This window comes from Vibrio sp. UCD-FRSSP16_30 (genome assembly GCF_001676025.1).
Classification (GTDB): Bacteria; Pseudomonadota; Gammaproteobacteria; order Enterobacterales; family Vibrionaceae; genus Vibrio.
In genome coordinates this window covers 55,524-80,273 of sequence record NZ_LZFW01000084.1, presented here as the reverse complement: position 1 = coordinate 80,273, position 24,750 = coordinate 55,524, and the positions used below count along the sequence as shown (strand labels likewise).

Genomic DNA, 24,750 nt, shown 5'->3' with positions numbered 1-24,750 from the left:
CAAAACCGATTCAATGCGCTGCACAGTTTATTGACGATATCGTTGTAGCTAGTAAAACATCGATTGGCAATTTCATTTTGATGAATCCAATTCCAGACTTGTTCTATCGGAGTAGCTTGAGATACGAGCTTAAGATGTTCTTTCATCACTTCCATATTGCTTAGCGGAGTAACAATAGCCTCAGCTTATACCTCTCCAAACATAAGCCGACTCAAAGTGCTGTTGTTGGACTACTCTGGGTCTAGTTCCTTTCTCTGCCCATATCCTTTCGCTTTATTAGCAATCATAAAACTACTTTATTAAAAATAGTTTTAGGAATTAACTTAATAATCGTCATAATGATAAACCAAAAAGCTGGTGTGTAAGAAATAGTGTTTTTTTTACTTATTCTTTTCTTGATAATCTGAGCGACTTTCTCAGGCTTTACCCAAAGCATACCTTTCTCAAACTCCGAAGTCATTGGCGTATCTACAAATCCGGGCTTGATATCCAGAACGTGAACACCTGATTTACTGAGTCTCTGAGCCAGACCTTGTAAAAAAGTGGAAACCAACCCTTTTGCTGCGCCATATACGTAATTTGACTGACGACCTCTATCGCCTGCAACACTAGTGATAACGGTTATATTTCCTGATTTTTGCTGTTCCATTTTCGTAGCTGCTTGAGTAAGCAGAGAAATAACACTCACACCATTGATATTTATCTCTTCAATGGCTTTCATTGAATCAGTTTGGCAAAGTTCTTGATTAGGTAGGCTTCCGTGAGCAACAAGCAACACATCAACACACTCTAAAGTATCGAAGGCCTGTTCAATAAGCGCTTGGTGCGAGTCAAACTGATTTGCATCAAACGTTGTAGTATGAACTGTGTTGGCGCCTCTTACCATCAAGTCTTGCTTGATAGTGTCGAGTTTTGATGTATCTCTAGCAATAAGGTAGAGGTTCGCTTTTTCTAGGGCGTAGAGCTTGGCAACTTCTTTTGCCATCGTTGATGTTGCGCCAATAATAATAATGTTTTGCACGATATTTATAATCCTATCCGTTTAGACTGGAGCGAGTGGTATAGTTCATCTGCGCCATATTCTTTCCTTAATGCTTGGAACTCTTCCCATTGAGGGTAACTAGCCTTAAACATCTCTTCTGACATTCTGACATCTTTAGACAGATATAAACGCCCTTCGTATTTTCTCACTATGATGTCTAGTCGGTCGAGTAAAGCAAATAGCTTGTCGTTTAGTTTGAAATCTAGCGCTAAGGTATAACCTTCCATTGGGAAAGATAAAGGGTTTTTGTTACCTTCACCAAACACCTTTAATACGGCAAGGAAAGAGCCTTGCTTTGATTCAGCTATTGCTTCTAGGATTTCGGTTAATCCTTCTTTCCCTGCTTCTTTAGGGATAACAAACTGGTATTGCGTAAAGCCATTGTCACCGTACATACGGTTCCAGTTGTTGATACCATCGAGTGGATAGAAGAATGGGTCATAGTGAACAGTATTGTTTACTTCTTCTTTCAGTTGCTTGTTGTAATAGGCAGAGTTAAATGCCTGTATGGTGTATTTGTTCACCAAAAAAGAAGGCATATCACACGGCATATTTAATAAACCGTCTTTGTGCGTGGTCAGTTCACCTTTGTCTGCGTGCTCACCCAGCATCAGCAATGAACGACCTAAGTTATCGCCTGTAGATAAGCAATCAATCCACGCAACCGAATAGGTCACATATTTATATTGTTCAAATAGCGCCAATGCGACTTCAAGGTTTTTAGCTTTAACTACTTTTTGATTAATGTAGGCACTGGTTATCTGTTTTAATTTGAATGTTGCCTCAGTGATAATGCCTGTTAATCCCATCCCACCACAGGTGGCGTGGAACAAGTCGGAGTTGTTTTCTCTTGAACAAGTGATTTCTTGTCCGTTAGTTATGAGGGTTAACGAAGTAACGTGATCACTAAAACTGCCGTCAAGGTGGTGATTCTTTCCGTGAACATCACTGGCAATAGCACCACCAACGGTAACAAACTTGGTTCCGGGTGTGACGGATAGGAACCAACCTTTTGGGACAAAGTTTTTTAATATCTCATCAAGTGAAACACCTGCTTCACATCGGAGTGTCCCTGTTGTTTCATCAAACGAAATAAAATGATTGAACCGTTCACTGACTACAACATTTTCTGACAGTGCGCTGTCACCATAGCTACGACCTAAACCTCTTGCTATCCCGCTTTGCTTTTCACTCAATAACTTTTGACTTGTTGAAGGAGCATTGATATTCGCTTCAATGAGTGGGTATTTTCCCCAACTTGTTATTTTTTTCATTCTAACGCTCTATAAATACGTATTTTTTATCTAAGTAGTACTTAGTGATGTAGCCGATACTCAGTCCTATCACCGCGCCTACATAGCGCATCGTTTTAGTTTCAAACCAAAAATCGAAGGTATATTCCGTAACCCAAAAAAGGACAGTAGTGGCCACACCCATTAAGCTGTAGAAAAAAAAAGTAGTGATATCTTGTTTCTGGCTTTTAGTTTCAAATTTAAAAATAAACTTCTTATCTAATAGATACTTAACAACCAAACCAGTCAGCGTTCCTGTGAACATGCTGATGATGATTTCATATTCACACTGAAAAAGGTTTGATGTTATTTCTTGTGTGAAAAGATTAACTATGGTCGCAACGATAGCAAATGCGACATAAAGCATACTTTTAGTCATTATATATACATTGATTTTCATAAAGTATCAGAATATCATCTTGTTTATATCTTGCCTATATCTTGCTTGGATTATATTAAGAAGAATTAAAATGTTCAGCTTACCTCCAGTAGTACGTCTTATGCGACCAAAGCAATGGATAAAAAACGTATTTGTTTTTGCGCCTTTGCTTTTTTCAGGGTTATTCGCTGATATGCCGTCAGTTCAGCATACCCTATCTGCCTTTATTATTTTTTGTTTAGCTTCATCAGTAACTTATGTTTTGAATGACTATAACGACATTGAAAATGATAGAAAACACCCTGTTAAATCTAAAACTAGACCTCTAGCATCAGGCGAGGTAAGTAAACCACAAGCTCGAATTTTGATGATTGTATTGTATAGTATCATAGCACTATCTGCTTTGGTTTATCCTCAAGTAGTGGCGGTAGTTGCAACGTATTTAATCCTGAATATGGCGTATACTTTTTACTTTAAACATCAACCTGTATTAGATATTTTTACGATAGCGATAGGTTTTGTTTTGCGAGTGTATACTGGTGCAGTTTCTTTAGATGTACCACTTTCTTCTTGGATGTTTATCACTACGCTTTCTCTAGCCCTTTTTTTAGCATCGATTAAAAGACGACAAGAGATGATGCAAAGTGGTAAAAAGACTCGAAGTGTATTGCAGTATTGTACGGTGGAACTTTTTGATAAATATGCTGAAATGTCAGCAACTTGTGCCATCTTGTTCTATAGCTTATTTGTTATTTCAGATAAGCCAGATATGGTATATACCATTCCGTTCGTTTTATTTGGCTTATACCGCTACTGGTTTATAGTAGAGTCAAAAGGCTCAGGGGAATCACCAACGGATGCCTTGTTTGCCGACCGTTGGTTACAACTGACTATCTTAAGTTGGATTATTGCTTGTCTCTATTTATTAGCGGCATAAAAAAGAGAACGTTATGGATTTTAGCTACCTTATTACGCCTTTTTTTGCTTGGTTAGTAGCAGGCTGTGCGAAGTTTGCTATTAACTCCCTTCGAGCAAAACGCCTAGCCTTTGATTTGATTGGCTACGGTGGCATGCCAAGCAACCATAGTAGTATCGTGAGTAGTGCTGCAGCGATTATCGCTTTCAATGAAGGACTTCAAGAGCCAGCTTTAGTTATTGCTTTAGCACTTGCATTTATTGTTATACTTGATGCAAGTAGTTTAAGGCAGCAAGTAGGTAAACACGCCAAAGCCATTAATGTGCTGAATAAAGATAAAGTGAAAAAACCTTTAAGAGAAAGAATGGGACATACTCATATTGAAATTTTAGCAGGTATTATCACGGGTATCGCTTCAGCTTGGTTTGTGCATTATGCATTCACTTTCTGCTTAGGGTGATTCCATTTAGATTATGAGCAGCAACGTTTATATTCAGCAATTGAAGCGCCTGTATGTATGGTTTGCTCTAGGCTTTGTTATATATATTGCGGGGAAGCATTCATCAGGTTTTGGTGTTGCGATAGACTCTTTACAGTCGCTCTCAATAGAATTGGTGATAGCGTGCCTCTGTGTTATGAGTGTTATATGATTCTGTGATTTATATAAAATAACTAGAAAAACTATCAATATTATTTTATAGGTAGGTTATGATAATGACGACATACCGTTGCACTAGGAGTGCAAATTTAATTTATGATGAAATCTAAAAATTCAATTATCTGTTTTTGTTTTTTATGCTACTTTATAATTAACTCTTATATTCAGTATTATTATTTAGAGAATGCAGATCATTGGGTATTTGGTGACTGGTTAATAAATTATGCTGATGGTTTTGTTCGTAGGGGGTTATCAGGTGAATTTTTTCTTTTATTTGATAATGTAATCAATCCAATAAATTTACTTTTTATTGTTAAATTATTTTTTTATGCTGTGTTATCCTATACTACCGCTAGGATATTAATTAAATCAAGTTATATTTCATCATACTATTATCTACTAGCTAGTCCAGCGTTATTTTTATTTATTACAGACGTCCCCCGTGCATCAGGAAGGAAGGAGTTGATTTTCTTTTCTATGTTGTCATTCTTAGTCTGGCGATATATTAATGGGACTAGAATCAACTACAAGATAATTTTAACCTGCCTTTTCCCTTTAGCTATACTTTGTCATGAGGTATTATTTACAACATTACCATTCATATTATTCATGTGGACTAGACAGGATAGACCTAAAATTCACAGTCTTGTTATAATGTCAACTCCAAGTGTGATTGCGTTCTTACTTTGCTTGATATATAGAGAAGCAAGTTATCAATTAATGATGAGTAGACTGTTAGAGCATGAAGTAATATTGAGTCCTGGAGGTGCGCTTTTATCGTTGTCAAAGTCATCTTCTTATTATTTTAATGCTTCAGTTGATTTGCTTGGAGCAATACCATTTATTATATACATCCCATTATCACTCGTAGGGTTTTACTTTATTAGGCATAAGTTCTATAACTTAAATAAGGTTGAATATGCCCTATTACTTTTGCCAGTATTATTATTGTTTGCACTATCATTTGTTGCTATAGATTGGGGGCGGTGGATTAATATTTATATTACTGGACTATTTTTCATTTCATTTTCAATAAATGAAAAAACACAACCCATAAATATGAGCAAGTATCATATAGTGTTAATTTTCATCTATATGACATTTTGGGCTCTGCCATTGTACCCATCATCAAGTGAAATAAGCCAAATTGCCATGTATATTATGCCTAATTTAGAATAATAAGTACTATATATTGAACGTTTTAATCGCACAGTAAGGTTCGGGTTGGTCAGAAAATACTTTACGAACGTAAAGATAATTAACAAGATCATAAGACTAGGTACGCATCAAAGAAAGTTGCTTTCATAATCAAGGGGTAACTAGGCTAAATTTTGTTCAAGCCTGATTTGGTCAAAAAAGCCTATTGTAAGTAAAAGGAACTCACGATGAAAAAGTTAGCTAATATTAATCTTTCAAGAAGCAATAGCATAAATATGCTACTGTGTTTTGTTGTGTTTGTGAGCATGTTTTTGAACAGTGATCGCTTGCTATCAAGTTTTTATGTGGCTTTTCTGCAGTATTTATTTATTCTGACTGTTCAATGGAAAGAAAGTACAAAGTTGACAATCAAGCTATCTAACTTGGGGTATCAAACCTTATTTTTGGCTTTATTTGTGGTCTCGTTGACACTTAGTCTAGGTATAAATCTTATATTCTCTTCGACTCAAAATGAATTAAGTGTTTTCTCTTCTTTTACAAGATTTATTTTTATCCTTATACATATAATGTTTGGTATCGCTTGTTTTAAGAATTTTGTTTCTGTTGGGCGCTTTGATGCGGTATTTATGAGTGTTGTTACAGCAACTACACTCATAGCTGTCGCGTGCATTTTTGAGTATAATTTTGATGCTGCGAGCGTCATTAACAATAAATCCCTATCTCTTCCATTTGCGTTTAATCGTCGTTTAACTGGATTTCTAGTGTCTTTTTCATGTTTATATTTGATCTTTAAAATATTAACTAACTACCAGCGACATCAAATGAAGTTAGCTCTGCCAAGTTTGTTATTGATGATAAATTTTGCTTTCTTGATTTGGTTAGGCGGACGAAGTGGGTATTTGACACTGATTGTTGTTACGGTATTTTATTTTAGTATTTTAATTCAGAAAGAGGATACATCCCTAAGAAGCCTAGGTGTGCTAATATTCATTCTATCTGCAGCAATTGTTATGTCGATTCCTCTCAATGTTTTGGAGTGGAATGGACTAAATCGAATGCTCGCAATCAGTGGGAAACAATCATTAAATCAACTATCGAGTAATCGTCTAGAAGTTTGGTCAGATGCTTTGAGTCATGTCCCTGATGCTATTTGGCTAGGCCATGGTCCCGATGCATATAAGTTTTTAGGAGGATTAGGATATTTCCAACCTCATAATGTGTTCATACAATTATTAGTAGAGGTTGGTTTGATAGGAACATTATTTATAAGCTTGTTTTTTACTATATCTACAGTTTCTCCTTTATTTAATATTTTCAAAATCCCCAAAAAACAACGGAAAAATACGGTTCTTTGCATAGGGATCTTTGGAGGGTTTGTCGTACAAGGGATGTTAGATGGCACGTTTTATTGGGCCTCTACCCTCATGTTAATTATTTTGAGTTTATCAGCACTCAAGGCGGTAAATACACTCGGTCATTCTTCCCAGGCAACCACCTGATTAGTATTCCAGTTTGCACCTACATCATGATATTTTTTATCAAGCACATGACGCTTTATTTTAAGCGTTGGAGTTAAGATGGTATTTTCTATACTCCACGGCTCTTTTATTATCAATGCTCCTTTGATTTTTTCATGATTCTCTAAGCTAGCGTTTATTTCCTCTAATACGTGAGTTACTGATTTCTCGTAACGTTCTTTATCAAAGTTAGGAAATTCATGCGGAACGACAAGTAAAATAGGTGCTGGCATACCTAAACCAACAAGACATAGCATTTCTACACGCAATTTTTCAAGAATAGCGTTTTCAATTGGTACAGGTGCAACAAACTTCCCTTTAGCTGTTTTAAACGTGTCTTTCTTACGTCCTTGAATGGTTAAATAGCCCTGTGAGTCAATGGAGCCAATATCACCTGTATGCAGCCAACCATCGGCATCAAACGTCTGGATGGTTGCTTCATCATCCTTGTAGTAACCAGAAAATATGCCTTTACTGCGAACTAAAACCTCTTCATCGTCAGCAATTTTGAGCTCTACTCCGGGGCCTGCTTGCCCCACTGAGCCTATTTTGGACGCATTAAACGGGTAGTTAAGTGTGCTATAAGCAAAGGTTTCTGTCATTCCCCACGCTTCAGTGATGTTAATGCCGACTTTGTGATACCACTCCAACACTGCGGGGCTAATAGGGGCAGAACCGCAACCAAGAACTCGGCCTTGATCCAACCCCAGTCCTTCAATAATCTTTTTCTTAATGATTGAGTTAAGAATGGGGATCTTAAGTAACAGGTTGAGCTTTTTCGGCGGAAGCTTATCTTGAATTCGTTGTTGAAACAGGCTCCATAAACGAGGCACGGAAATAAACAATGTAGGACGGTGCATTTTTACATCGTTGATAAAGGTATCTAGCGACTCTGGAAATGCCGTTTCAAGACCGGCTTGAATGGATGAGCCAAAGATATAAACTCGCTCAGTAATGTGAGCAAGTGGTAAGTATGAAAACATACGGTCGCCGGGTTGAATACCAATATGATCAACGAGATTCTTCACGGACCAACTAAAGGAGCCATAAGTCAACATAGCCCCCTTTGGCACACCCGATGTTCCAGAGGTGTAAACGAGAGACATCAGCTTATCATCATGGTGCTGTGGCCGCTCTTCATGTGGAATGGCGTCATGAATCAACTGCGCAAATTTATACTGACATTCTGGAGCCGAGTCATAAGGAAAAGAGATTGTAACAAGCTCTGGAAGACGTTTCATAACCTCTGAGGTTGCATGTGCATCATCAAGTTTGCCGGCAATCAGCACCTTACTCCCACTGTGGGTAAGGCAATACTCAATAGTATCCGCCCCTGCGGTAGGAAAAATAGGGACACTAATAAAGTCGCCTAACATCAACGCAAGGTCGGTAATGAACCACTCAACACAATTCTTAGAGACAAAAGCCACTTTGTCACGGGGCTTAAGCCCTAATTCACGTAAGGCGCCCACAAACTTAAGAGCCATATCAGCAACTTCAGAATAAGTATATTTTACAAATTCTCTATCGATGATCTGCTTAAGATAAACCTCATCAGGGCGTTCATAGGCCCACTTGAGAATAAGTTCATTAGGTGGTGGTAGTGTGCAAGGTGGGTTGGTGCTTATGTCTTGCGTGCGATCTGGATTCTTCAATTTTAGCATCCTTGCTCGGAGTTGATTGTAGATGTGTAAAATTGTAGAGTAAAAATTGAATTAGTAAAAAAATATATTTTTAAGGGACTTAGATGCGAAATGTTTGTGTCATGACAATTGTAATTGTTTTTTCATGGCTGATTACTCTTGGTATCATATGGACCTATGGTGACATTGATAGAATATATTATGATTTTTATCTATCAACATTAGCTAATGCAATTTTTGCTACAGTCACATTTCATGCTTGCTACTTATTTCTTTCACTTTTACGAAGACGGCATCCTAGCCCTTTAAAAGAAATGTTTTTCTACTATAAATACTACATATTTGATTCAAGGTATTTAGTCAAAGTTACGATCATGGTTGTAACTTTCTCGGTGACCAGTGCAATCTATACTTCTTTTAAATTGCAGATTCCTTCAATGCATCCATTCTCCTGGGATAATACATTCTACTTATTAGACAAAAGTATACATTTCGGTATTAGTCCGTGGGAAATAACGCATAGGATTATTCCTGGTGCGATAGGTTCCTGGATTATAAACATTGTATATAACCTTTGGTTCTTCATCTTTTGGTGTTTCTTTTGCCTAATTGTATTAAGTAAAAGTCATAGCATTTTACGCTACCAAGCATTCTTAGCATTTAACCTATGTTGGATTGTTAATGGGTGTATTGTTGCTTTAGCTTTCTCATCCGTCGGTCCATGCTTTTTTGAACCGTTAGTGAAGGAAGCAAATCCTTATGCCAATCTAATGTTGCATTTAAGTGAGCAAAACCAATGGTTAGAGTCGAAAGGTATCCCTTTAGGGTTGCCTAGTCTAGCTACCCAAGACCTATTACTCACTAATTATTTGGATGGGGGAAAGGTATTAGGTTCAGGGATATCTGCTTTTCCTAGTTTGCATGTTTCTATAGCGGTGTTGATAGCTTTAGTGACTCAAAACATCAACTCTAAACTATCAATTTTAGCTTGGGCAAATGCGGGTATGATTTTGGTGGGCTCGATTCACTTAGGCTGGCATTATGCTGTTGATGGGTATTTTAGTATAGTAACCACTTACCTTATTTGGGTTTTGGTTCGACAAATATTAAAGTTTAACGCCTGAGTGATTTGACGGGCGTTTCAGCACTCAGGTTTCGCATCGTATTCTAAACTTGACACCGACAGTAGACATAAGAGGCTTGAATTGGCGAATATTAGGGTGATGAGTATTGATTTAGTAAAGAGTGCTTTTCAAGTCTGTGTATGCCTTGTAGATAATTTAAATTATACCAGTCCCGTCAATTAACTTAAGGTATTCGGTATCGCCTCCATATCGCCTAGAGGTGAAGACGTTGCTTCACCACCTCCTGTGTTGGGACAAGCAACACTAAGTAAATACGCATAATCGAGCTTCACAAAGCCGTTTTCTGTTCATGGTATCAATAATAATGGTGGGTTGATTTCATTTAGCATGACGACTACAGTTATTTAGTCAATGCTGCTTTGAAGTTGCCAAACATGGAGGTGAGCATGGGAATAGCAGGAATCGTTAATTTTTTCAATGATGAGGATGGACTCACTGTTGTTGAGTACGTACTTGGGGCTGCGTTATTGGTAATTGCAATAACTGGGGTATTTGTGGCACTTGAAAATGGACTTAGTAATAGTTTAAGTATAACGATAAAGTCGGTGAACAAAGGTTAGCTGTGATATTAATCACTTATATGTTTTTTTTTACTTGCGTGGTCTTTATTTTATAACTATTCTTAGTTTACTGAAACGGCGTTTATTTTGGAGTTTTTTATATGGATATTAAAAGTAATATTGTTTCATTTTTTAAAGATGAAGAAGGTTTAACAGTTGTTGAATACGTTTTAGGTGCGGCTTTATTAGTTGCAGCTATTACTGCAGTATTTACACAATTGGAAGAAGGTCTGAAGACTAGTTTATCAACAACGATGTCTAATCTTGATGCAAAAAACACGACAACACCTTAGGTTTCGGGTGATTTTACTTGCATAGTCATATGTATGAAATTTAGTTTTAAAAAAGGTTCGTATAAAAACGAACCTTTTTTCTTGAGGAAAAAGTCATCTCTGTTATTTACTGGGTATTACTATTTATTGTTGCCTTGTTTGACCTTACTGAAAAAAGAATACCAAATGTCATATTATTAGCTCTTATTGGTATGCGAACACTAGAGATTATCAGCGTATCGGATACTATGCTGTTTCTTGACTCGATGAAGGCTGGAGTTATTTTATTTTGTGCTGGGCTAGTATTGTTTTTTGTACGAGCTATGTCTCCTGGAGATGTTAAATTATTTTTCGTTATCGGGTTTGTAACAGGAATAACTGATATTGGAAGCTTATTTTATTGGATCCTGTTGTCAGGTGGAGTAGTTGCTACATTTTGTTTTTTTGATAGAAGATCTAATAACCTAAACCCAAAAGGTTTTCTTTTGAGTTTAAAAGAGCGCTGGTATAAATTAGTTACATTACATATGCCAATGTCAGAAGCTGAAAAAAAATCGTTAAAAATATCCAGATATGGTGACAAATTGGTGATGCCATTCGCCCCTTCAATAGTGATTGGATTGGCTATGTTCTACTACTTCAACTAAATTTTTATTATATGTATTCTAGGATGAATAATAATGCAAACGTTATCTCCACAGGTCGACGAACCTAAAATAGTGTCTTCGTTTGAAGATCTTCAAATTCCTGAAGCCGTGGTTGAAAACTTAATATTAAAACACCTTGCCGCCAGGCCGAAGTCTGACGTTCTTCTTTTAGCTCGCCTTCTCTGTATCGTAACGCACTTAATTGAAGACCTCTTAGCCGATCTAAGAAAAAAGGCATTAGTCGAAGTATTCCAACCAGCTTCTGAATCTCTTTTTTCTGATGCTGCAAAAAGCCATGTTAGGTATGCACTTTCAGAGCAAGGGCAGCTTCAAGCTGATAATGCGTTTAAAAAAGATGCTTACATCGGGCCTGTACCTGTACCGTTAGATGTATACAATAAAATGGTTGTAGCTCAGGATCTACGAGCTAATCTAGTAGCCCGACCGGATGTAGAGCGCGCTCTTAATGATGTATATGGAGCATCACGTCTAATCCCTGTGTTAGGTCCAGCGATAAACTCAGGTCGAGCATTGCTGCTGTATGGACATGCGGGGACCGGGAAAAGCTTTGTTGCCGCTCGAATTTTGAACTCGTTAAATACATCGGTATATATTCCTTATTCTGTTTATGCAGCGGGAAATATAATAAAAGTATTTTCAGCTCAACATCATACGCCTGTCGATAATACCTATAATCGAGAGGTGATTAGCCTAAAAAGCCATTATGATAAACGTTGGGTGTTATGTGAGCGCCCTAATGTACAAGTTGGCGGTGAGCTAACAATGGACATGTTAGAAGTTAACCATACCGAACACAATCGCATTTGGATTGCACCTTTACAGATGATTGCCAATAACGGTATTTTGGTTATTGATGACTTAGGAAGGCAACCTATGCCGGTTGCTACTTTGCTCAATCGCTGGATCGTACCTATGGAATATAGCTATGATCATCTCTCACTACCCAATGGTCAACAAATTACCATTCCGTTTGTTTTAACTATGGCATTCTCCACTAACTTAGATCCTCAAACGATCGCTGATCCTGCATTTTTAAGACGTCTTGGTTATAAAATTCAATTTCAACCTCTTGTTGAAAGTGATTATTTAAATTTATGGACAGATTTAGCTAGTAGTAAGAGTTTGGAATTATTATCCAGTGCTCTTGAAACCTTATTAAGTCTGCATAGTTTGCATCAGGTAGGGTATTTTCCATGCCTTCCTAAAGATTTATTAGGCATTAGTTTAGATATTATTCAGTTCGAAGAGATTGCACCTCAGGTAGACTCTACTATATTACAAAGAGCATGGGATCTTTATTTCACTGCTGACGAACAGGGAGAATCAGTATTATGAGTAAAGGAACGGTATTATTTCTATTAATTCTGTCAGTAGTATTTGGCTTAGGTGCCGTGATGGTGGCGAAACAGTGGATGGAAGGTCAAACACAGCCTCAGGTCAAAGTGGAGACCGTTGAGAGACGTCCTACGGTGATTGCGGCTGTTGATATTCCTGAAGGTACAATTATTGAAGAAAAGCATCTGACCAAAAAACAGTTAGAGTCAGCATGGCAGAATTCAAATCAGGTTCTTAATTATTCAGAGCTTGTCGGTATGGTCGCTAAGTCACCGGTATTTGAGGGCGAACTAGTCCATAAATCGCATTTTGGTGGTCCAAATGAAGGGGCTAGCTTGGCGGTATTAATTCCTGAGGATAAGCGTGCGGTAACTATTCGAGTTAATGATGTTGTTGGTGTTGCCGGTTTTCTATTACCAGGAAACAAAGTTGATATTTTAAATACTGTTAATAATCGAACTAAAACAGTATTGAAAAATATAAAAGTGCTTGCGGTAGACCAAACAGCGAAAGCCAGTGAAAACAAACCTATTATCGTACGAGCGGTAACTCTAGAAGTTACTCCTCGTGAGGCGGAAAAACTATTATCTGAAAATAGTAGAGGGGCGATACAGCTTGCACTTAGAAATCCTCAAGCTATCGATCCACCCGTTAGAAAATACGTTGCTCCTCCTAGTGTCACCATTATCAAGGGCACAAATAAATCTAACGTTCGCGTAAATAATTGAGGCTTATCATGAAACGGATTTTTGCAATATTTGCTTTGATTGCCTTGCTTCTACCTTCGGTTCAAGCATCTACACAATCGGGAAACACAATTACTATTCCTCATCACAAATCAACCCATGTGAAGATATCCGGGAAGGCTAAAAAAGTGTCTTTAGGTGATCCTGAAGTTCTAGATATCGTCATGTTAAAGGCTGATGAGCTTTTTCTTATCGGTAAAAAGCTCGGTTCAACAAATTTATCGGCTTGGGATGCACAGGGAAGACTAATAGAGTCATTAAATATCGAAGTTACACATGATCTTAATAACTTAAAATCTAAACTATATGACTTTCTTCCTGAGGAAGATATTAAGGTTCATAGTGCGCAAGATAAATTGATTTTAAGTGGTTTAGTGAGTAGCCAAGAGAAAATGAATATAGCGGTAAAAGTCGCTCAGACATTTTCTGGTGGGCAAGCGGTTAATGCCTCAGATGGTAATGCAGGGCAGGCTGAGTCTGGGGTAATTAATTTAATGACCATTGGTGGCGCTCAGCAAGTAATGCTTGAGGTTACAGTGGCTGAAGTGCAGCGATCGCTTGTTCGTCGTTTTGATTCTAACTTCCGTTTCTTTCAGCAAAGTGGTGATTTTACTTGGGGCTTAACTACAGCAGGCGCTGGTATTGGTGAGGCTGGTGGCAGCATTCTGCCAATTATTGATGCTGTTGGAGTAAATGATTTTGGTTTATTAGGTGGGCTTGTTGATAGTAATACGTTGTTTACTTTTGCCTTAGATATAGCAAAAGAAAATGGTGTTGCAAAGGTACTTGCTGAACCGAACCTGACGACTTTAAGTGGATCTGAAGCGAAGTTTTTAGCCGGTGGTGAATTTCCTATCCCTGTACCAAGTGATGATGGCATCGGTATCGAATATAAAGAATATGGTGTCAGTGTTCACTTTACTCCCATTGTATTAAGCGATCAGAAAATCAATCTAGAGCTAGCGGTTGATGTCAGTGAAGTGGCGACATCTGGAGCACTTTCTTATAGTCCTGGAGATGTTAATGCCGCCTATATCGTGCCTCCTCTAACCAAACGTAGTGCATCATCAACTATAGAGCTCGCTGATGGTCAGACTATTGGTATCGCAGGTTTGCTTAATGAAAATAGTCGGGATGTCGCGAATGAAGTTCCTGGGATAGGTGATGTTCCTGTTTTAGGGAATTTGTTTAAGAGTAAGCAATATGTCTCGGGCGAAACAGAGCTGGTTATTTTAGTTACTCCAAGGCTGGCGAAGCCGGTAGACAGAGATAAAATTGCCTTACCAACAGATGCGTTTGTTGAGCCTACTGATATAGAGTTTTATCTTCTTGGTAAATCAGCCTACTTAGACAATGAAAGAGTAAAACCAAAACAACAGCAAGAATCAACGGAGCGCGTACAAGCCTCTACGGCAAGCGGTGGCTCAGAAGGCCAATTTGGACATTCTTTATAATTGCAGGAGCACGTAATGAATTTTAAGCCGATCTTTTTGATGTTGTGTGTTATTGGAGTAACAGCCTGTTCGAATAATCCTCGTTTGGGTACTGCAATGACCTTGGTGAAAAATGAGCAAGTTTACAACCCTAATGCGACAGAAGAGAACAAGGGTGTCATACCTGAGGGTAGTGGTGAGCGCGCTCAATCAACAATTGAGGGCTACAATAAAGGAAGTAGTAAAAATATAACTATTGAAGGATTTCAACTTTAATTATTCAAACGAAGGTTGCTTCTATGCATAGATGTAGTTTTAACAGAGGTAAGCAGTCAGGCTTAGTGATTATTGTTTTTACATTAGCGCTTACTGTACTGCTTGGCTTCGCAGCTCTTGCTATCGATATTAATCACTTGGTTTTAAATAAATCCCGATTGCAAAACGGTGTCGATGCAGCCGCTCTAGCGGGGGCTGTTGTTGCAGATGCAGACGAAAATCAGAACAAAATAGCACTTGCGATATTAGACACTTTAAAAAACTACTCTTCTTTAGATGGGAATACTGAAATTTCGGTCGATCAAAGCGCTTCATTTCAAGGGCAATCATTGTCTTTGCAACTTTCTGACAGTGCCACATTAACAATTCAGCTTTCTGATGACCCCACATCGTTTCCAGGGACGGTAGGTAATGACGATGATACTTATGTGAGAGTTGAGGTTTCAGGGGTATCTTTGAGTGGATTTTTTGTCGGGTTATTTGGTTTAGATAAGTCAGTTTCAGCTAGTGCGGTTGCAGGGCCAAGTTCTTCAGTAGAGACACTGTGTAACTTGGTGCCGATGGCTGCTTGTGCAATTGACGAAAATGACAAAGATTTTGGTGGTTTTACTATTGGCGAAATGAAGACACTGAAGACTGGTGATTGGAAGAAAAGCGAGATTGGGGCACCAGGAAACTTTGGACTTCTCAACTATGGAGAGCAGGGAATGGATGACCTCGATGAGCATTTGGCTGGCGGTTATAACGAATGCCTCGTTGATGGTGTTGCAAAAGGTGCCCCAGGTAATAAAGTTGGGATAGTTAAGAATGGATTAAATACTCGTTTTGGCGACCCTAATGATCCTGACTACCCCAAAGATATCTTAACAACTAGCGGGTCTGTTACCAAAGACGACGATGGTAATATTACGGATTCTACTTTTACTTACGATAATTATGTTACAGAAATATCTCGAGATGATTTTATTCCTGAAACAGGCGGAGAGCCCGGAAGACGTATACTTCAGATGCCAATTTTAAATTGTACTCAGGGAACAGGTAGTGGAGCTGGTTTTGAAGCTCCTGTGGTTACGATAGGGTGTTTCTTTTTAATATCTAAAGCGCCAGAAAGTAACGGTAATGGTAATAATGAACAGCAAGAGGTTTACGGCGAGTTTATACAAAGTTGCCGTGTTAATAATGCATCTTTTGGTTTAACACCCAGCAATAGTGGAGCTTATAAAATTCAACTTTATAAAGATCCTAGTGGTGCAGGAGCTTGATAATGATTAATTTTAAGCGAAACCGAGGATTAGCCGCTTTAGAAATGGTATTTGTATTGCCTATTTTATTACTGCTATTGGTTGCCATCGTCGAGATGGGTAGAATGTTCATGCATTACACTACCCTGAATAAAGCATTACAGAGCGGAGTGCGATCAGCAGTTGTTGAAACTTATGGTACTGAAAGGTTGAGCGGTATTGCTAGTGTTGATTATATCCAGTCGATAGTTGTTTGTGGTAGTTCTATTTGTGATACTAATACGGTTCTACCTGGACTGACTAAGGCAGATATTTCAATTGATGATTCGTCTATAAGTAATTATGTGACAGTAACCGCCAATTACGATTATGTTCCAATTTTTAGCTCGCTGCCCATAATAGGAACTTCATTTGATGTAACCATGACGGCATCAACAATCATGAGAACAGCACCATGATTAAAAGAACAAAATTAAAACGTGGCGAAAAAGGCTTATCTATCATCGAATTTACTATGGTAAGTACTGTGCTGTTGATGGCTATTTTTGCCGTTTTTGAGCTTGCTCGTTTTGTTTTTTCACTTCAAATGCTTAATGAAGTAACAAGAACCGCAGCGCGACTAGCAACAGTTTGTAGTGTTACTGAGGCTAAAACATCTGGAATTCCCAGCCTTTCTACTATTCAGTCTATAGCCCCTTCAGGGTATGAGCCAGAGATGCTAAAGATAGACTATTTAAATGGTAGTGGTGTGGTGGTTTATTCTGGTTCGGGAACCATTACCAATGATGAGTTTTTAGAAATTAAATTTGTTCGCGCAAAAATAGAAGACTTTAGTTACGCCTTTTCATTGCTAGTCAATGTCTTTGGCAGCAACACAAGTGTGTCTGATTTTGAAACTATTTTACCTAGTGAGAGTTTAGGCATTTATCGTCCATTAAGTGATGACTCAGTGCCAGCGAGTCCTAATTGTAAATAATTAAAAGTTAAATATCTAAGGTCAAGGAAGAATGAACGAAATCATGCAAACAAATGCAAATGATGATTTTAAATTGGCGTTAAAAAGCCAAATCTCTATATGGATCGTATATAGCACAAATGCATTCAAAAAACATATAGAAACTGAGCTAGCTAAATGTACTAATGCATTTACTAGCTTTATTACTCTCAATGAATTTGATTCTAATAATGTTAAAGAACGAACAATTCCAGATTTGATTTTCATTCAGTCTAGTGGGGACTGGGCGCAAAAACTGACCGAGTTGTACTCGAATAGTTTGGTTTTACAAAATAGTAATTCTTCGTTGGTTGTATTTGGTGATGAAGGAAATAGCTTCGACTTAAAAGTTGCATTAAGAATTGGTGCTTCAGATTTTTTATCTGAGTTAACAAGCCTTGAAGGTCTTGCATCTATTCTGACAACGGTTGCGGATGATAAGTTTTCAAATAAAGAATTAGCTGAGCTGCATATTTTTGTCAATAGCAAGGGTGGCAGTGGTGCATCGACGGTATCAATGAATACCGCTATTGAGTTGGCCAAGAATGAAAGTAACAAAGTATTGTTTTTGGATTTAGATATCCAATTTGGTGCTATCCAAGATTATCTAGATTTAAAACCGCAGTATGGGTTACATGATATTATTGATGCCTCAAGTGATCTTGATGAGACAGCATTGCAAACCTTAGTCAGTAAACATAGCTGTAATTTGAGCTTTCTAAATTTCCAACAAATGCACCCTATTGAAAATGAGCTCAAAGCTAGAGGGTTACATACTATTATTCCAGTGCTTCGTGAGCACTATACTCATATAGTTGCAGATCTTTCTCGTGGCATAGAAGCAAACTATAGCTCTTTGATTTCTCAATCCACAAAAGTCTACTTTATTGCTCAGCAGAGTTATGTCTCGATAAAAAATACCAATGACATGCTGGGTGTTCTTGAGTTGGAATATGGGTTGCCTAAAGAGCATGTAGAAGTTGTTGTCAATCGTTATGACAAGAAACAAGCATTAAAGATAACGGATATAGAAGAAGCACTTGGGCAGATTCGAGTTCATGTTTTGCCAAATGATTACAGAGTCGTTAATGAAAGCTCTAACCTTGGAAAACCTTTTTGCTTGAGCAAAAAAAAATCAGCGGTTTCGGAAGCCATCAGTCGTTTAGCGTCGTCAATAGCACCTGTTAAAGAACAGAAGACAGGTTGGTTAGGGAAAATCTTTAGCTGATGAAATTAGGATGAATTATGTTGTTTAAGCGAAAAAATATAAATCCAGACTTTGAGAAAAAAGCCAACTCATTACCTTCCACTGAGCCTCAGAGTGAAAACCCTACTCAGGAAGAAGCTAATTCTCAGCCGAAGCCCCCGTCTCCAAGTAAGCCTTTACCAAATGACATTCCTGCAGAGTCAGATAAACATTTAAAGCAGGAGTCAGATGTAAAACATTACTTTCATAAAAAATTGTTAGAAACTCTGGATCTGGGCGTACTGGCAAACTTAGAAGAAAGCCGAGCAAAAAAAGAGCTACAAGAGGCTATTCATCAATTAATGAATGATGATAAAAGTCACCCTGTGAGTTTGGAAGGAAGAAAAAGAATCACTAGACAAATTGAAGATGAAGTCTTCGGTTTGGGACCTCTTGAACCTCTTCTTCACGATAAATCTGTATCAGATATTCTGGTTAATGGTCCGAAGAATGTTTATGTTGAGAGATTTGGTAAATTAGAAAGAACCCCATATACATTCTTAGATGAAAAGCACCTAAGAAATATTATAGACAGAATAGTGAGCCAAGTAGGGCGACGTATTGATGAAGCATCACCAATGGTGGATGCAAGATTAAAAGATGGGTCTCGTGTCAATGCCATCATACAACCATTAGCAATTGATGGTGCGTCAGTTTCAATTCGACGCTTTGCGGTAGACCGCTTAAATATGGATAACATGTTAGGGTTTAATTCCTTATCCCCTGAAATGGCTAAAATGATCGAAGCTGCCGTGAAGGGAGAATTAAATATTCTTATTTCAGGTGGTACTGGTTCAGGAAAGACTACCACACTTAATATATTTTCATCATTTATTCCTAGTGATAAACGTATCGTCACTATAGAAGACTCTGCCGAACTTCAACTTCAGCAGCCTCATGTTATTCGCCTTGAAACTCGCCCTGCCAACTTAGAAGGTAAGGGGGAGATAAGTCAGCGAGATCTCGTTAAAAACTCACTGCGTATGAGACCAGATAGAATCGTTATTGGTGAGGTTCGTGGCTCTGAAGCGGTAGATATGTTAGCGGCTATGAATACTGGTCACGATGGCTCTCTTGCGACGATTCACGCCAATACACCTCGAGATGCTCTAAGCCGAGTGGAGAATATGTTTGCTATGGCGGGTTGGAATATGTCGGCCAAAAACTTGCGCTCTCAGATAGCTTCCGCAATCCACATGGTTGTACAGATGGAGCGACAAGAAGACGGTAAGCGTAGAATGGTCAGTATTTGTGAAATAAATGGTATGGAAGGGGATGTTATTACCATGTCTGAAATATTTAAGTTTCAACGACAGGGAATAGATGAGGAAGGCAATATTATTGGTAACTACATCGCCACTGGTATTGTACCTGGATGTCACGATGCTCTGGTTAAGCGTGGTCTGGATATACCATTTGAAACTTTTAAAGCGACTAAATTATAGCTAGGCGGTGATGATATGGGTGATTTTGGTTTATTTCTAGCGTTACTGTTCTTTGCCGTACTATTTATTTCTCAGGCTTTGCTTTTACCGGTAGCGGGACAAAAGGCAAAACATGGCGAGTTAACTAAGCGCTTAAAGCAAGCACAAAAGAAATTAGATGAAGAAAGCCTATCGCTTCTTCATGAGTACTATCTAAAAGAAATGACGCCGTTTGAACGCCAGATGGTCAAGTTTTCTGTATTTGAAAAATTAAAGAAAATGATCGACTTGTCTGGACTCAGCATAACATTAGGCAAGTTATTAGGATGGACAGCTTTAACTAGCTTGTTAGCGGTGGTTGTCTCTTTATACACCGGACAGTTGTGGTATGTGAGTGTTGCCGTTTTCATTGGTGTCTATGTTGTTGTCTATATGTTTATTCAAAAGAAAATATCATCTCGCTTGGAGAAGTTTGAAGAGCAATTGCCCGAGAGTTTAGACATGATCAAACGGGTACTTCAGGCTGGGCAACCTATCAACCAAGCATTTAAAGAGGTTGGAGAGGAAATGCCAGCACCAATTGGTATTGAGTTTAAGAAAACCTTTAACCTACTTAACTTTGGTTACGACATGAGGTTGGCCATTCTACAAATGGTAGATAGAACACCTACCGTGTCTATGTTGGCATTCTCTAGTGCAGTTATTTTGCAAAAAGAAACGGGCGGTAATTTAACAGAAAACTTAGATAAGGTTTCTCAAGTACTTCGAGCTCGCTTTAAACTGGCTCGTAAAATAAAAACTCTATCAGCGGAAGCTAGATTATCTTCTTGGATTTTGGTTTTATCCCCTTTTGCTCTTTATATTTTGACCATGTTTATTAACCCTGAACATGCAGATTTACTCATATCTGATCCCCGAGGAATTACTGCAGTGAGTGTAGGTATCGTAAGCTTAGCTATAGGTGCATTTTGGATTAGACAAGTAATCAATATCAAGGTGTGATTATGAATGTTAATGAATTATCTTCACAAATCGATACGTCAACTCTCCTGAGTCAAGATAATATATTTCTCTTAATGGTGATGATTGGCACCATGTTAGTAGTATTAGCTTTTGGGATGATTATTTTAGGATTTAACTCTCCGATAAAGCGTAAATTAAAAGCACTTAGTGGAGGTGATATCCAACCTAAAAAATCTGAGAAGCTAGGAAGTAAGTTAGGTAATATGGCACCGATTATGGTACCTAATAGTAAAAAAGAAAGAGAAAATATGCAAAGTCAGTTAATTCAAGCTGGTTTTCATGATTCTAATGCGCTTTCTATTTTTTATAGCTTAAAGCTTATTACTGTTTTGATTGGGTTATTTTTATCAGTTACTACATACTTATTAATGCAAGAGTCAAACTACATGCTTTTACTTATTATAGCTTGGGTTTGGCTTGGATTGTTTGGCCCTAACATGTTACTTGCTCGATTTGCCTCTGAGCGAAAAGATAAAGTAAAAGCGGCAGTACCGGATGCACTCGATCTATTGGTGGTGTGTACTGAATCAGGACTGGGTTTTAATGCAGCTCTAAAGCGAGTAGGGGATGAATTAGTGATTAGTCACCCTGAATTTGCCGATGAACTAGAAACGGTCTGCGCCAAAATCCAGGCTGGTGTTGAAATGCCCATAGCCTTTAGAGAGTTGGTTGACCGAACAGGTGTTGAGGAATTAACGGGTCTTGTGAGCATGCTTTCACACGCGGCTAAAGTTGGTGGCAGTATCGCCCAGACACTACGAGACTATACTGAAGATTATCGCGATAAAAGAAAACAAGCCGCAGAAGAAGTTGCAGCGAAAATACCCACTAAAATGCTTTTTCCAATGGTACTGTTTATTTGGCCTTGTTTTTTCATTGTGGCACTCGGCCCAGGTCTAATAACGCTTTTTGATTCGCTAAAATAATTAAGGATGATGGTAATGGATATGAATATTAAAAAAACAGCGATCACAATAGTTATGTGCAGTTTGTTAGGTGCGTGTGCATCAAACAAAGATGAGCCTAAAGAGTTTGATGGTTCTCTATATGCGGGTAAACCAGTTGAATCATTAACGAATGAAGAGCCACCAAAAACTGAAATGGAAGCGATTACTCGTGGTGATGCAGCACTAAGTACTAAAAATTACGATTTAGCCTTATATGAATATCTCAGATCATTATCTTTTTCTGATGCAACTCATCAAAATCAGACCTTATATACAGTAGGTAGAATCCATACTGCCAAGGGGAATATTCGCCTTGCGGAAAAAGCATACACACAAGCATTAGATCATGATAAAAATGATGTTAAATCTTTAGAAGAGCTTGGCTTATTGTATACAAAGCAGGGGCTGACGCCTGAAGGTCAGTCATACTTTTTTAGAGCGATTAGTGCTGATCAGGTTAGGCTCAATAACCCTAATGTATTGAAGAGTCATTCAGAGGTGACTGGTGATACGTTGCAAGGTTTACCTTATGATTCAAAAAGCCCTTTTAGAAGCTATATGGGGTTAGGTATTTTGTCTGATGTTGAGAGCAAATATGATATTGCAAAACGATATTATGAGCGTGCTTTAGAGATCAACCCGCGATCTACGCAGGCTATGATCAATTTAGGGTATTCACATTATATGAGTGGTAGTTATTACCTGGCTCAAAGAATCACAAACAGAGCATTGAAAACTGACCCTAATAGTGAAAAAGCGCTAAATAATTTAGCTCTAATTTACATTGCCTTAGATGATAACCGCCAAGCATTAAATATCTTTAAGCGTCACATGACCACCCCTGAAGCTCTTAATAATGTCGGTTACTTTTTGATGCTAAGAGGAAAACCAGATGAAGCAATACCGTTCTTACAGCAAGCGATAGATAAGAACCCATCGTATTATAAAGTAGCTAATGAAAATCTTGAGCGAGCGTTATCAGAGGTTAGATTACACAAAGAACAGACTCTTAATAAAGATGAAGTAACAGATACAAGCAAAGGGTGATTATCTGGTAGTTTTTGCTAGTTTATGATTTTATATTGCAAGTAACTTCCTTTAAATCAATGCCTTAATGATGCGTCTATTTTTAGTTTTAGACGCATTTTTTATTTCTTATCCATTCTAAACTTTTTACTACACTTTTAATTACCGTATCCATTCTCTTTAGTTAGTGTTAAACGATAGATAAGGCATTGATTGTATATAAAATATTGCAATAACCCACCTTGTTTGTTTTTTAATCTATCATGTTCTTGTTATGTAAAATAAAAGTACTTTACTATCGATTTGGGAGGTTAAAGGTGAGGTGTTGATCACACTTTTATTCTTTTTAATCTAGATGATAATATGTATTGGCTGTTCGCCTGCTAACCTGCCTCGCAACTTTGTAGCCGTTCAAAGTCATAATTAAAAGATAAATAGGAGTGTTCACAGATGAATACCAATAAAAAGAAGTCACTGACCGCCCGAGTCATTCTCGGTATGGGATTAGGTGTATTGACAGGCTTTATCATTCGATTAGCGTTTAGCGATAACCACTTTATTAATGCTTATTTGGTCAATGGTTTATTTGACGTAGGCGGATCAATTTTCATCGCTAGTTTAAAAATGCTTGTTGTACCTTTAGTTTTTGTCTCACTAGTATGTGGTACAAGTTCATTAAAGGATATTGCTACGTTAGGTCGCTTGGGCGGTAAAACCATTGCGTTTTACCTAGTCACGACCATGATCGCCATTTCTATGGCGATCTTTATGGGGACAGTTTTCCAGCCTGGTGCTGGTGCAGACCTTGCTGCCGCAACGACATTTAGCGCAAGTGAAGCTCCGTCATTAGGGCAAGTGATAGTGGGTATGTTCCCGACTAACCCTATCAACTCTATGGCTCAGGGCAACACACTGCAAATTATTGTGTTTGCTGTCTTATTTGGTATAGCAATAAGTGCATGTGGTGAAGTTGGTGAGCGTGTCGCTGCTGCTTTCCAAGACCTTAACGTTGTTATCATGAAACTGGTTGCATTGTTGATGAATGTTGCACCGTACGGTGTGTTCTTCTTAATGGCTAAATTGTTTAGCACCATTGGATTGAGTGCCATTATGAACTTGGGAGAGTACTTCCTAGTTCTATCAGCGGCATTATTGATTCAAGGTCTTATTGTTTACCCTCTAATACTTAAAGTAACCACTGGTCTGAATCCGTTACACTTTTTGAAGAAAATGGAAGATGCCGTAATGTTCGCATTTTCTACTGCGTCTTCAAATGCAACTATTCCGGTAACGATGGAAACTGCAACTCATCGTCTAGGTGTTAAAAACCGCATTGCTTCTTTCACTATACCTTTGGGTGCAACCATCAATATGGATGGTACTGCAATCATGCAGGGTGTTGCGACAGCCTTTATTGCACAGGCGTTCAACATTCAATTGGGTATGGGTGATTACCTTACGGTTATCCTAACCGCAACACTGGCTTCTATCGGAACCGCTGGTGTACCGGGTGTCGGTCTTATCATGCTAGCTATGGTATTAAACCAAGTGGGTCTACCACTAGAAGGTATTGCACTTATTATGGGTGTGGATCGCTTGTTAGATATGATTCGTACTGCGGTTAACATTACTGGTGATAGTGCCGTTACTGTTATTGTGGGTAAATCTGAAGGTGCATTGGATATTGATACGTTCAATGATCCTGATGCAGGTAAAAAGGTAGAAGAAGTTCACCTTAAACCGACAGTTTAATCACTGCATTAATGAAAAAAGAGAGCTTAGAACGCTCTCTTTTTTATGCAAAATATA

General features: G+C 38.2%; 25 protein-coding genes. 21 read left to right on the top strand and 4 right to left on the bottom strand.

Going from position 1 to position 24,750, the window contains the following annotated elements; genetic code table 11:
* Positions 1-283: 283 nt before the first annotated feature.
* From A9260_RS16185 to A9260_RS16175, 3 genes are read right to left on the bottom strand one after another with little or no spacing between them, the layout of a single operon-like run.
* Positions 284-1,021: an SDR family oxidoreductase gene (locus tag A9260_RS16185; RefSeq protein ID WP_068700834.1), complete on the bottom strand. Its 738-nt coding sequence runs from the start codon at positions 1,019-1,021 to the stop codon at positions 284-286.
* 5 nt (positions 1,022-1,026) lie between these two features.
* Positions 1,027-2,316, bottom strand: coding sequence for an FAD-binding oxidoreductase (locus A9260_RS16180; protein WP_068700832.1), 1,290 nt, complete (start codon positions 2,314-2,316; stop codon positions 1,027-1,029).
* A gap of 1 nt (position 2,317) precedes the next feature.
* Positions 2,318-2,713, bottom strand: coding sequence for a GtrA family protein (locus A9260_RS16175; RefSeq protein WP_068700969.1), 396 nt, complete (start codon positions 2,711-2,713; stop codon positions 2,318-2,320).
* Positions 2,714-2,804: 91 nt separating this feature from the next.
* On the opposite strand from A9260_RS16175, the gene A9260_RS16170 reads away from it, so the two are divergent.
* From A9260_RS16170 to A9260_RS16155, 4 genes are all read left to right on the top strand, one after another.
* Positions 2,805-3,650, top strand: a complete 846-nt coding sequence (locus A9260_RS16170; protein ID WP_068700829.1) for a decaprenyl-phosphate phosphoribosyltransferase — start codon at positions 2,805-2,807, stop codon at positions 3,648-3,650.
* Positions 3,651-3,663: 13 nt separating this feature from the next.
* Positions 3,664-4,089, top strand: a complete 426-nt coding sequence (locus A9260_RS16165) for a divergent PAP2 family protein (protein WP_068700826.1) — start codon at positions 3,664-3,666, stop codon at positions 4,087-4,089.
* Positions 4,090-4,383: 294 nt separating this feature from the next.
* Complete coding sequence (locus A9260_RS16160) at positions 4,384-5,466, top strand: hypothetical protein (protein ID WP_068700824.1); 1,083 nt, start codon at positions 4,384-4,386, stop codon at positions 5,464-5,466.
* 206 nt (positions 5,467-5,672) lie between these two features.
* Complete coding sequence (locus tag A9260_RS16155) at positions 5,673-6,944, top strand: O-antigen ligase family protein (protein ID WP_068700822.1); 1,272 nt, start codon at positions 5,673-5,675, stop codon at positions 6,942-6,944.
* Here the strand turns inward: A9260_RS16155 and A9260_RS16150 are convergent.
* Positions 6,920-8,626, bottom strand: coding sequence for an AMP-binding protein (locus A9260_RS16150; protein ID WP_068700820.1), 1,707 nt, complete (start codon positions 8,624-8,626; stop codon positions 6,920-6,922). The two genes, A9260_RS16155 and A9260_RS16150, sit on opposite strands and share 25 nt — an antisense overlap.
* 101 nt (positions 8,627-8,727) lie before the next feature.
* On the opposite strand from A9260_RS16150, the gene A9260_RS16145 reads away from it, so the two are divergent.
* The 17 genes from A9260_RS16145 to A9260_RS16065 all read left to right on the top strand — a co-directional run bounded on the left by A9260_RS16145 (position 8,728) and on the right by A9260_RS16065 (position 24,693).
* The gene (locus tag A9260_RS16145; protein WP_197485309.1) at positions 8,728-9,729 is read left to right on the top strand and encodes a phosphatase PAP2 family protein; all 1,002 of its coding nucleotides are present in this window, start codon (positions 8,728-8,730) and stop codon (positions 9,727-9,729) included.
* 407 nt (positions 9,730-10,136) lie between these two features.
* The gene (locus A9260_RS16140; RefSeq protein ID WP_197485308.1) at positions 10,137-10,310 is read left to right on the top strand and encodes a Flp family type IVb pilin; all 174 of its coding nucleotides are present in this window, start codon (positions 10,137-10,139) and stop codon (positions 10,308-10,310) included.
* 101 nt (positions 10,311-10,411) lie between these two features.
* Complete coding sequence (locus A9260_RS16135) at positions 10,412-10,603, top strand: Flp family type IVb pilin (protein ID WP_068700815.1); 192 nt, start codon at positions 10,412-10,414, stop codon at positions 10,601-10,603.
* A 95-nt stretch (positions 10,604-10,698) separates the two neighbouring features.
* The gene (locus tag A9260_RS16130; protein WP_068700812.1) at positions 10,699-11,229 is read left to right on the top strand and encodes a prepilin peptidase; all 531 of its coding nucleotides are present in this window, start codon (positions 10,699-10,701) and stop codon (positions 11,227-11,229) included.
* A gap of 33 nt (positions 11,230-11,262) precedes the next feature.
* On the top strand, positions 11,263-12,585 hold the full coding sequence (locus A9260_RS16125) for an AAA family ATPase (protein WP_068700810.1): 1,323 nt from the start codon (positions 11,263-11,265) through the stop codon (positions 12,583-12,585).
* On the top strand, positions 12,582-13,313 hold the full coding sequence (gene cpaB, locus A9260_RS16120) for a Flp pilus assembly protein CpaB (protein ID WP_068700808.1): 732 nt from the start codon (positions 12,582-12,584) through the stop codon (positions 13,311-13,313). The genes A9260_RS16125 and cpaB overlap by 4 nt, the downstream gene beginning before the upstream one ends.
* 8 nt (positions 13,314-13,321) lie before the next feature.
* Positions 13,322-14,785, top strand: a complete 1,464-nt coding sequence (locus tag A9260_RS16115; RefSeq protein WP_068700806.1) for a type II and III secretion system protein family protein — start codon at positions 13,322-13,324, stop codon at positions 14,783-14,785.
* A 15-nt stretch (positions 14,786-14,800) separates the two neighbouring features.
* Complete coding sequence (locus A9260_RS16110; RefSeq protein ID WP_068700804.1) at positions 14,801-15,040, top strand: hypothetical protein; 240 nt, start codon at positions 14,801-14,803, stop codon at positions 15,038-15,040.
* A gap of 23 nt (positions 15,041-15,063) precedes the next feature.
* Positions 15,064-16,302, top strand: coding sequence for a Tad domain-containing protein (locus A9260_RS16105; protein WP_068700802.1), 1,239 nt, complete (start codon positions 15,064-15,066; stop codon positions 16,300-16,302).
* Between the two features lie 2 nt (positions 16,303-16,304).
* Complete coding sequence (locus A9260_RS16100) at positions 16,305-16,739, top strand: TadE/TadG family type IV pilus assembly protein (RefSeq protein ID WP_068700799.1); 435 nt, start codon at positions 16,305-16,307, stop codon at positions 16,737-16,739.
* Positions 16,736-17,257 carry a TadE/TadG family type IV pilus assembly protein gene (locus A9260_RS16095; protein WP_068700793.1) on the top strand — a complete coding sequence of 174 codons (522 nt, stop codon included), beginning with the start codon at positions 16,736-16,738 and terminating at the stop codon, positions 17,255-17,257. The genes A9260_RS16100 and A9260_RS16095 overlap by 4 nt, the downstream gene beginning before the upstream one ends.
* 31 nt (positions 17,258-17,288) lie before the next feature.
* Positions 17,289-18,503 (top strand): AAA family ATPase, encoded by a 1,215-nt coding sequence (locus tag A9260_RS16090; RefSeq protein WP_068700791.1) that lies wholly within the window; start codon positions 17,289-17,291, stop codon positions 18,501-18,503.
* A gap of 17 nt (positions 18,504-18,520) precedes the next feature.
* Positions 18,521-19,966 (top strand): CpaF family protein, encoded by a 1,446-nt coding sequence (locus A9260_RS16085; RefSeq protein ID WP_068700788.1) that lies wholly within the window; start codon positions 18,521-18,523, stop codon positions 19,964-19,966.
* 15 nt (positions 19,967-19,981) lie between these two features.
* Entirely contained in the window at positions 19,982-20,947 is a 966-nt protein-coding gene (locus tag A9260_RS16080; protein WP_068700778.1) for a type II secretion system F family protein, read from the top strand.
* 2 nt (positions 20,948-20,949) lie between these two features.
* The gene (locus A9260_RS16075; RefSeq protein ID WP_068700776.1) at positions 20,950-21,894 is read left to right on the top strand and encodes a type II secretion system F family protein; all 945 of its coding nucleotides are present in this window, start codon (positions 20,950-20,952) and stop codon (positions 21,892-21,894) included.
* Positions 21,895-21,915: 21 nt separating this feature from the next.
* Complete coding sequence (locus A9260_RS16070) at positions 21,916-22,962, top strand: tetratricopeptide repeat protein (protein WP_068700966.1); 1,047 nt, start codon at positions 21,916-21,918, stop codon at positions 22,960-22,962.
* 429 nt (positions 22,963-23,391) lie between these two features.
* Entirely contained in the window at positions 23,392-24,693 is a 1,302-nt protein-coding gene (locus A9260_RS16065; protein ID WP_068700773.1) for a dicarboxylate/amino acid:cation symporter, read from the top strand.
* The last annotated feature ends 57 nt before the right edge of the window (positions 24,694-24,750 follow it).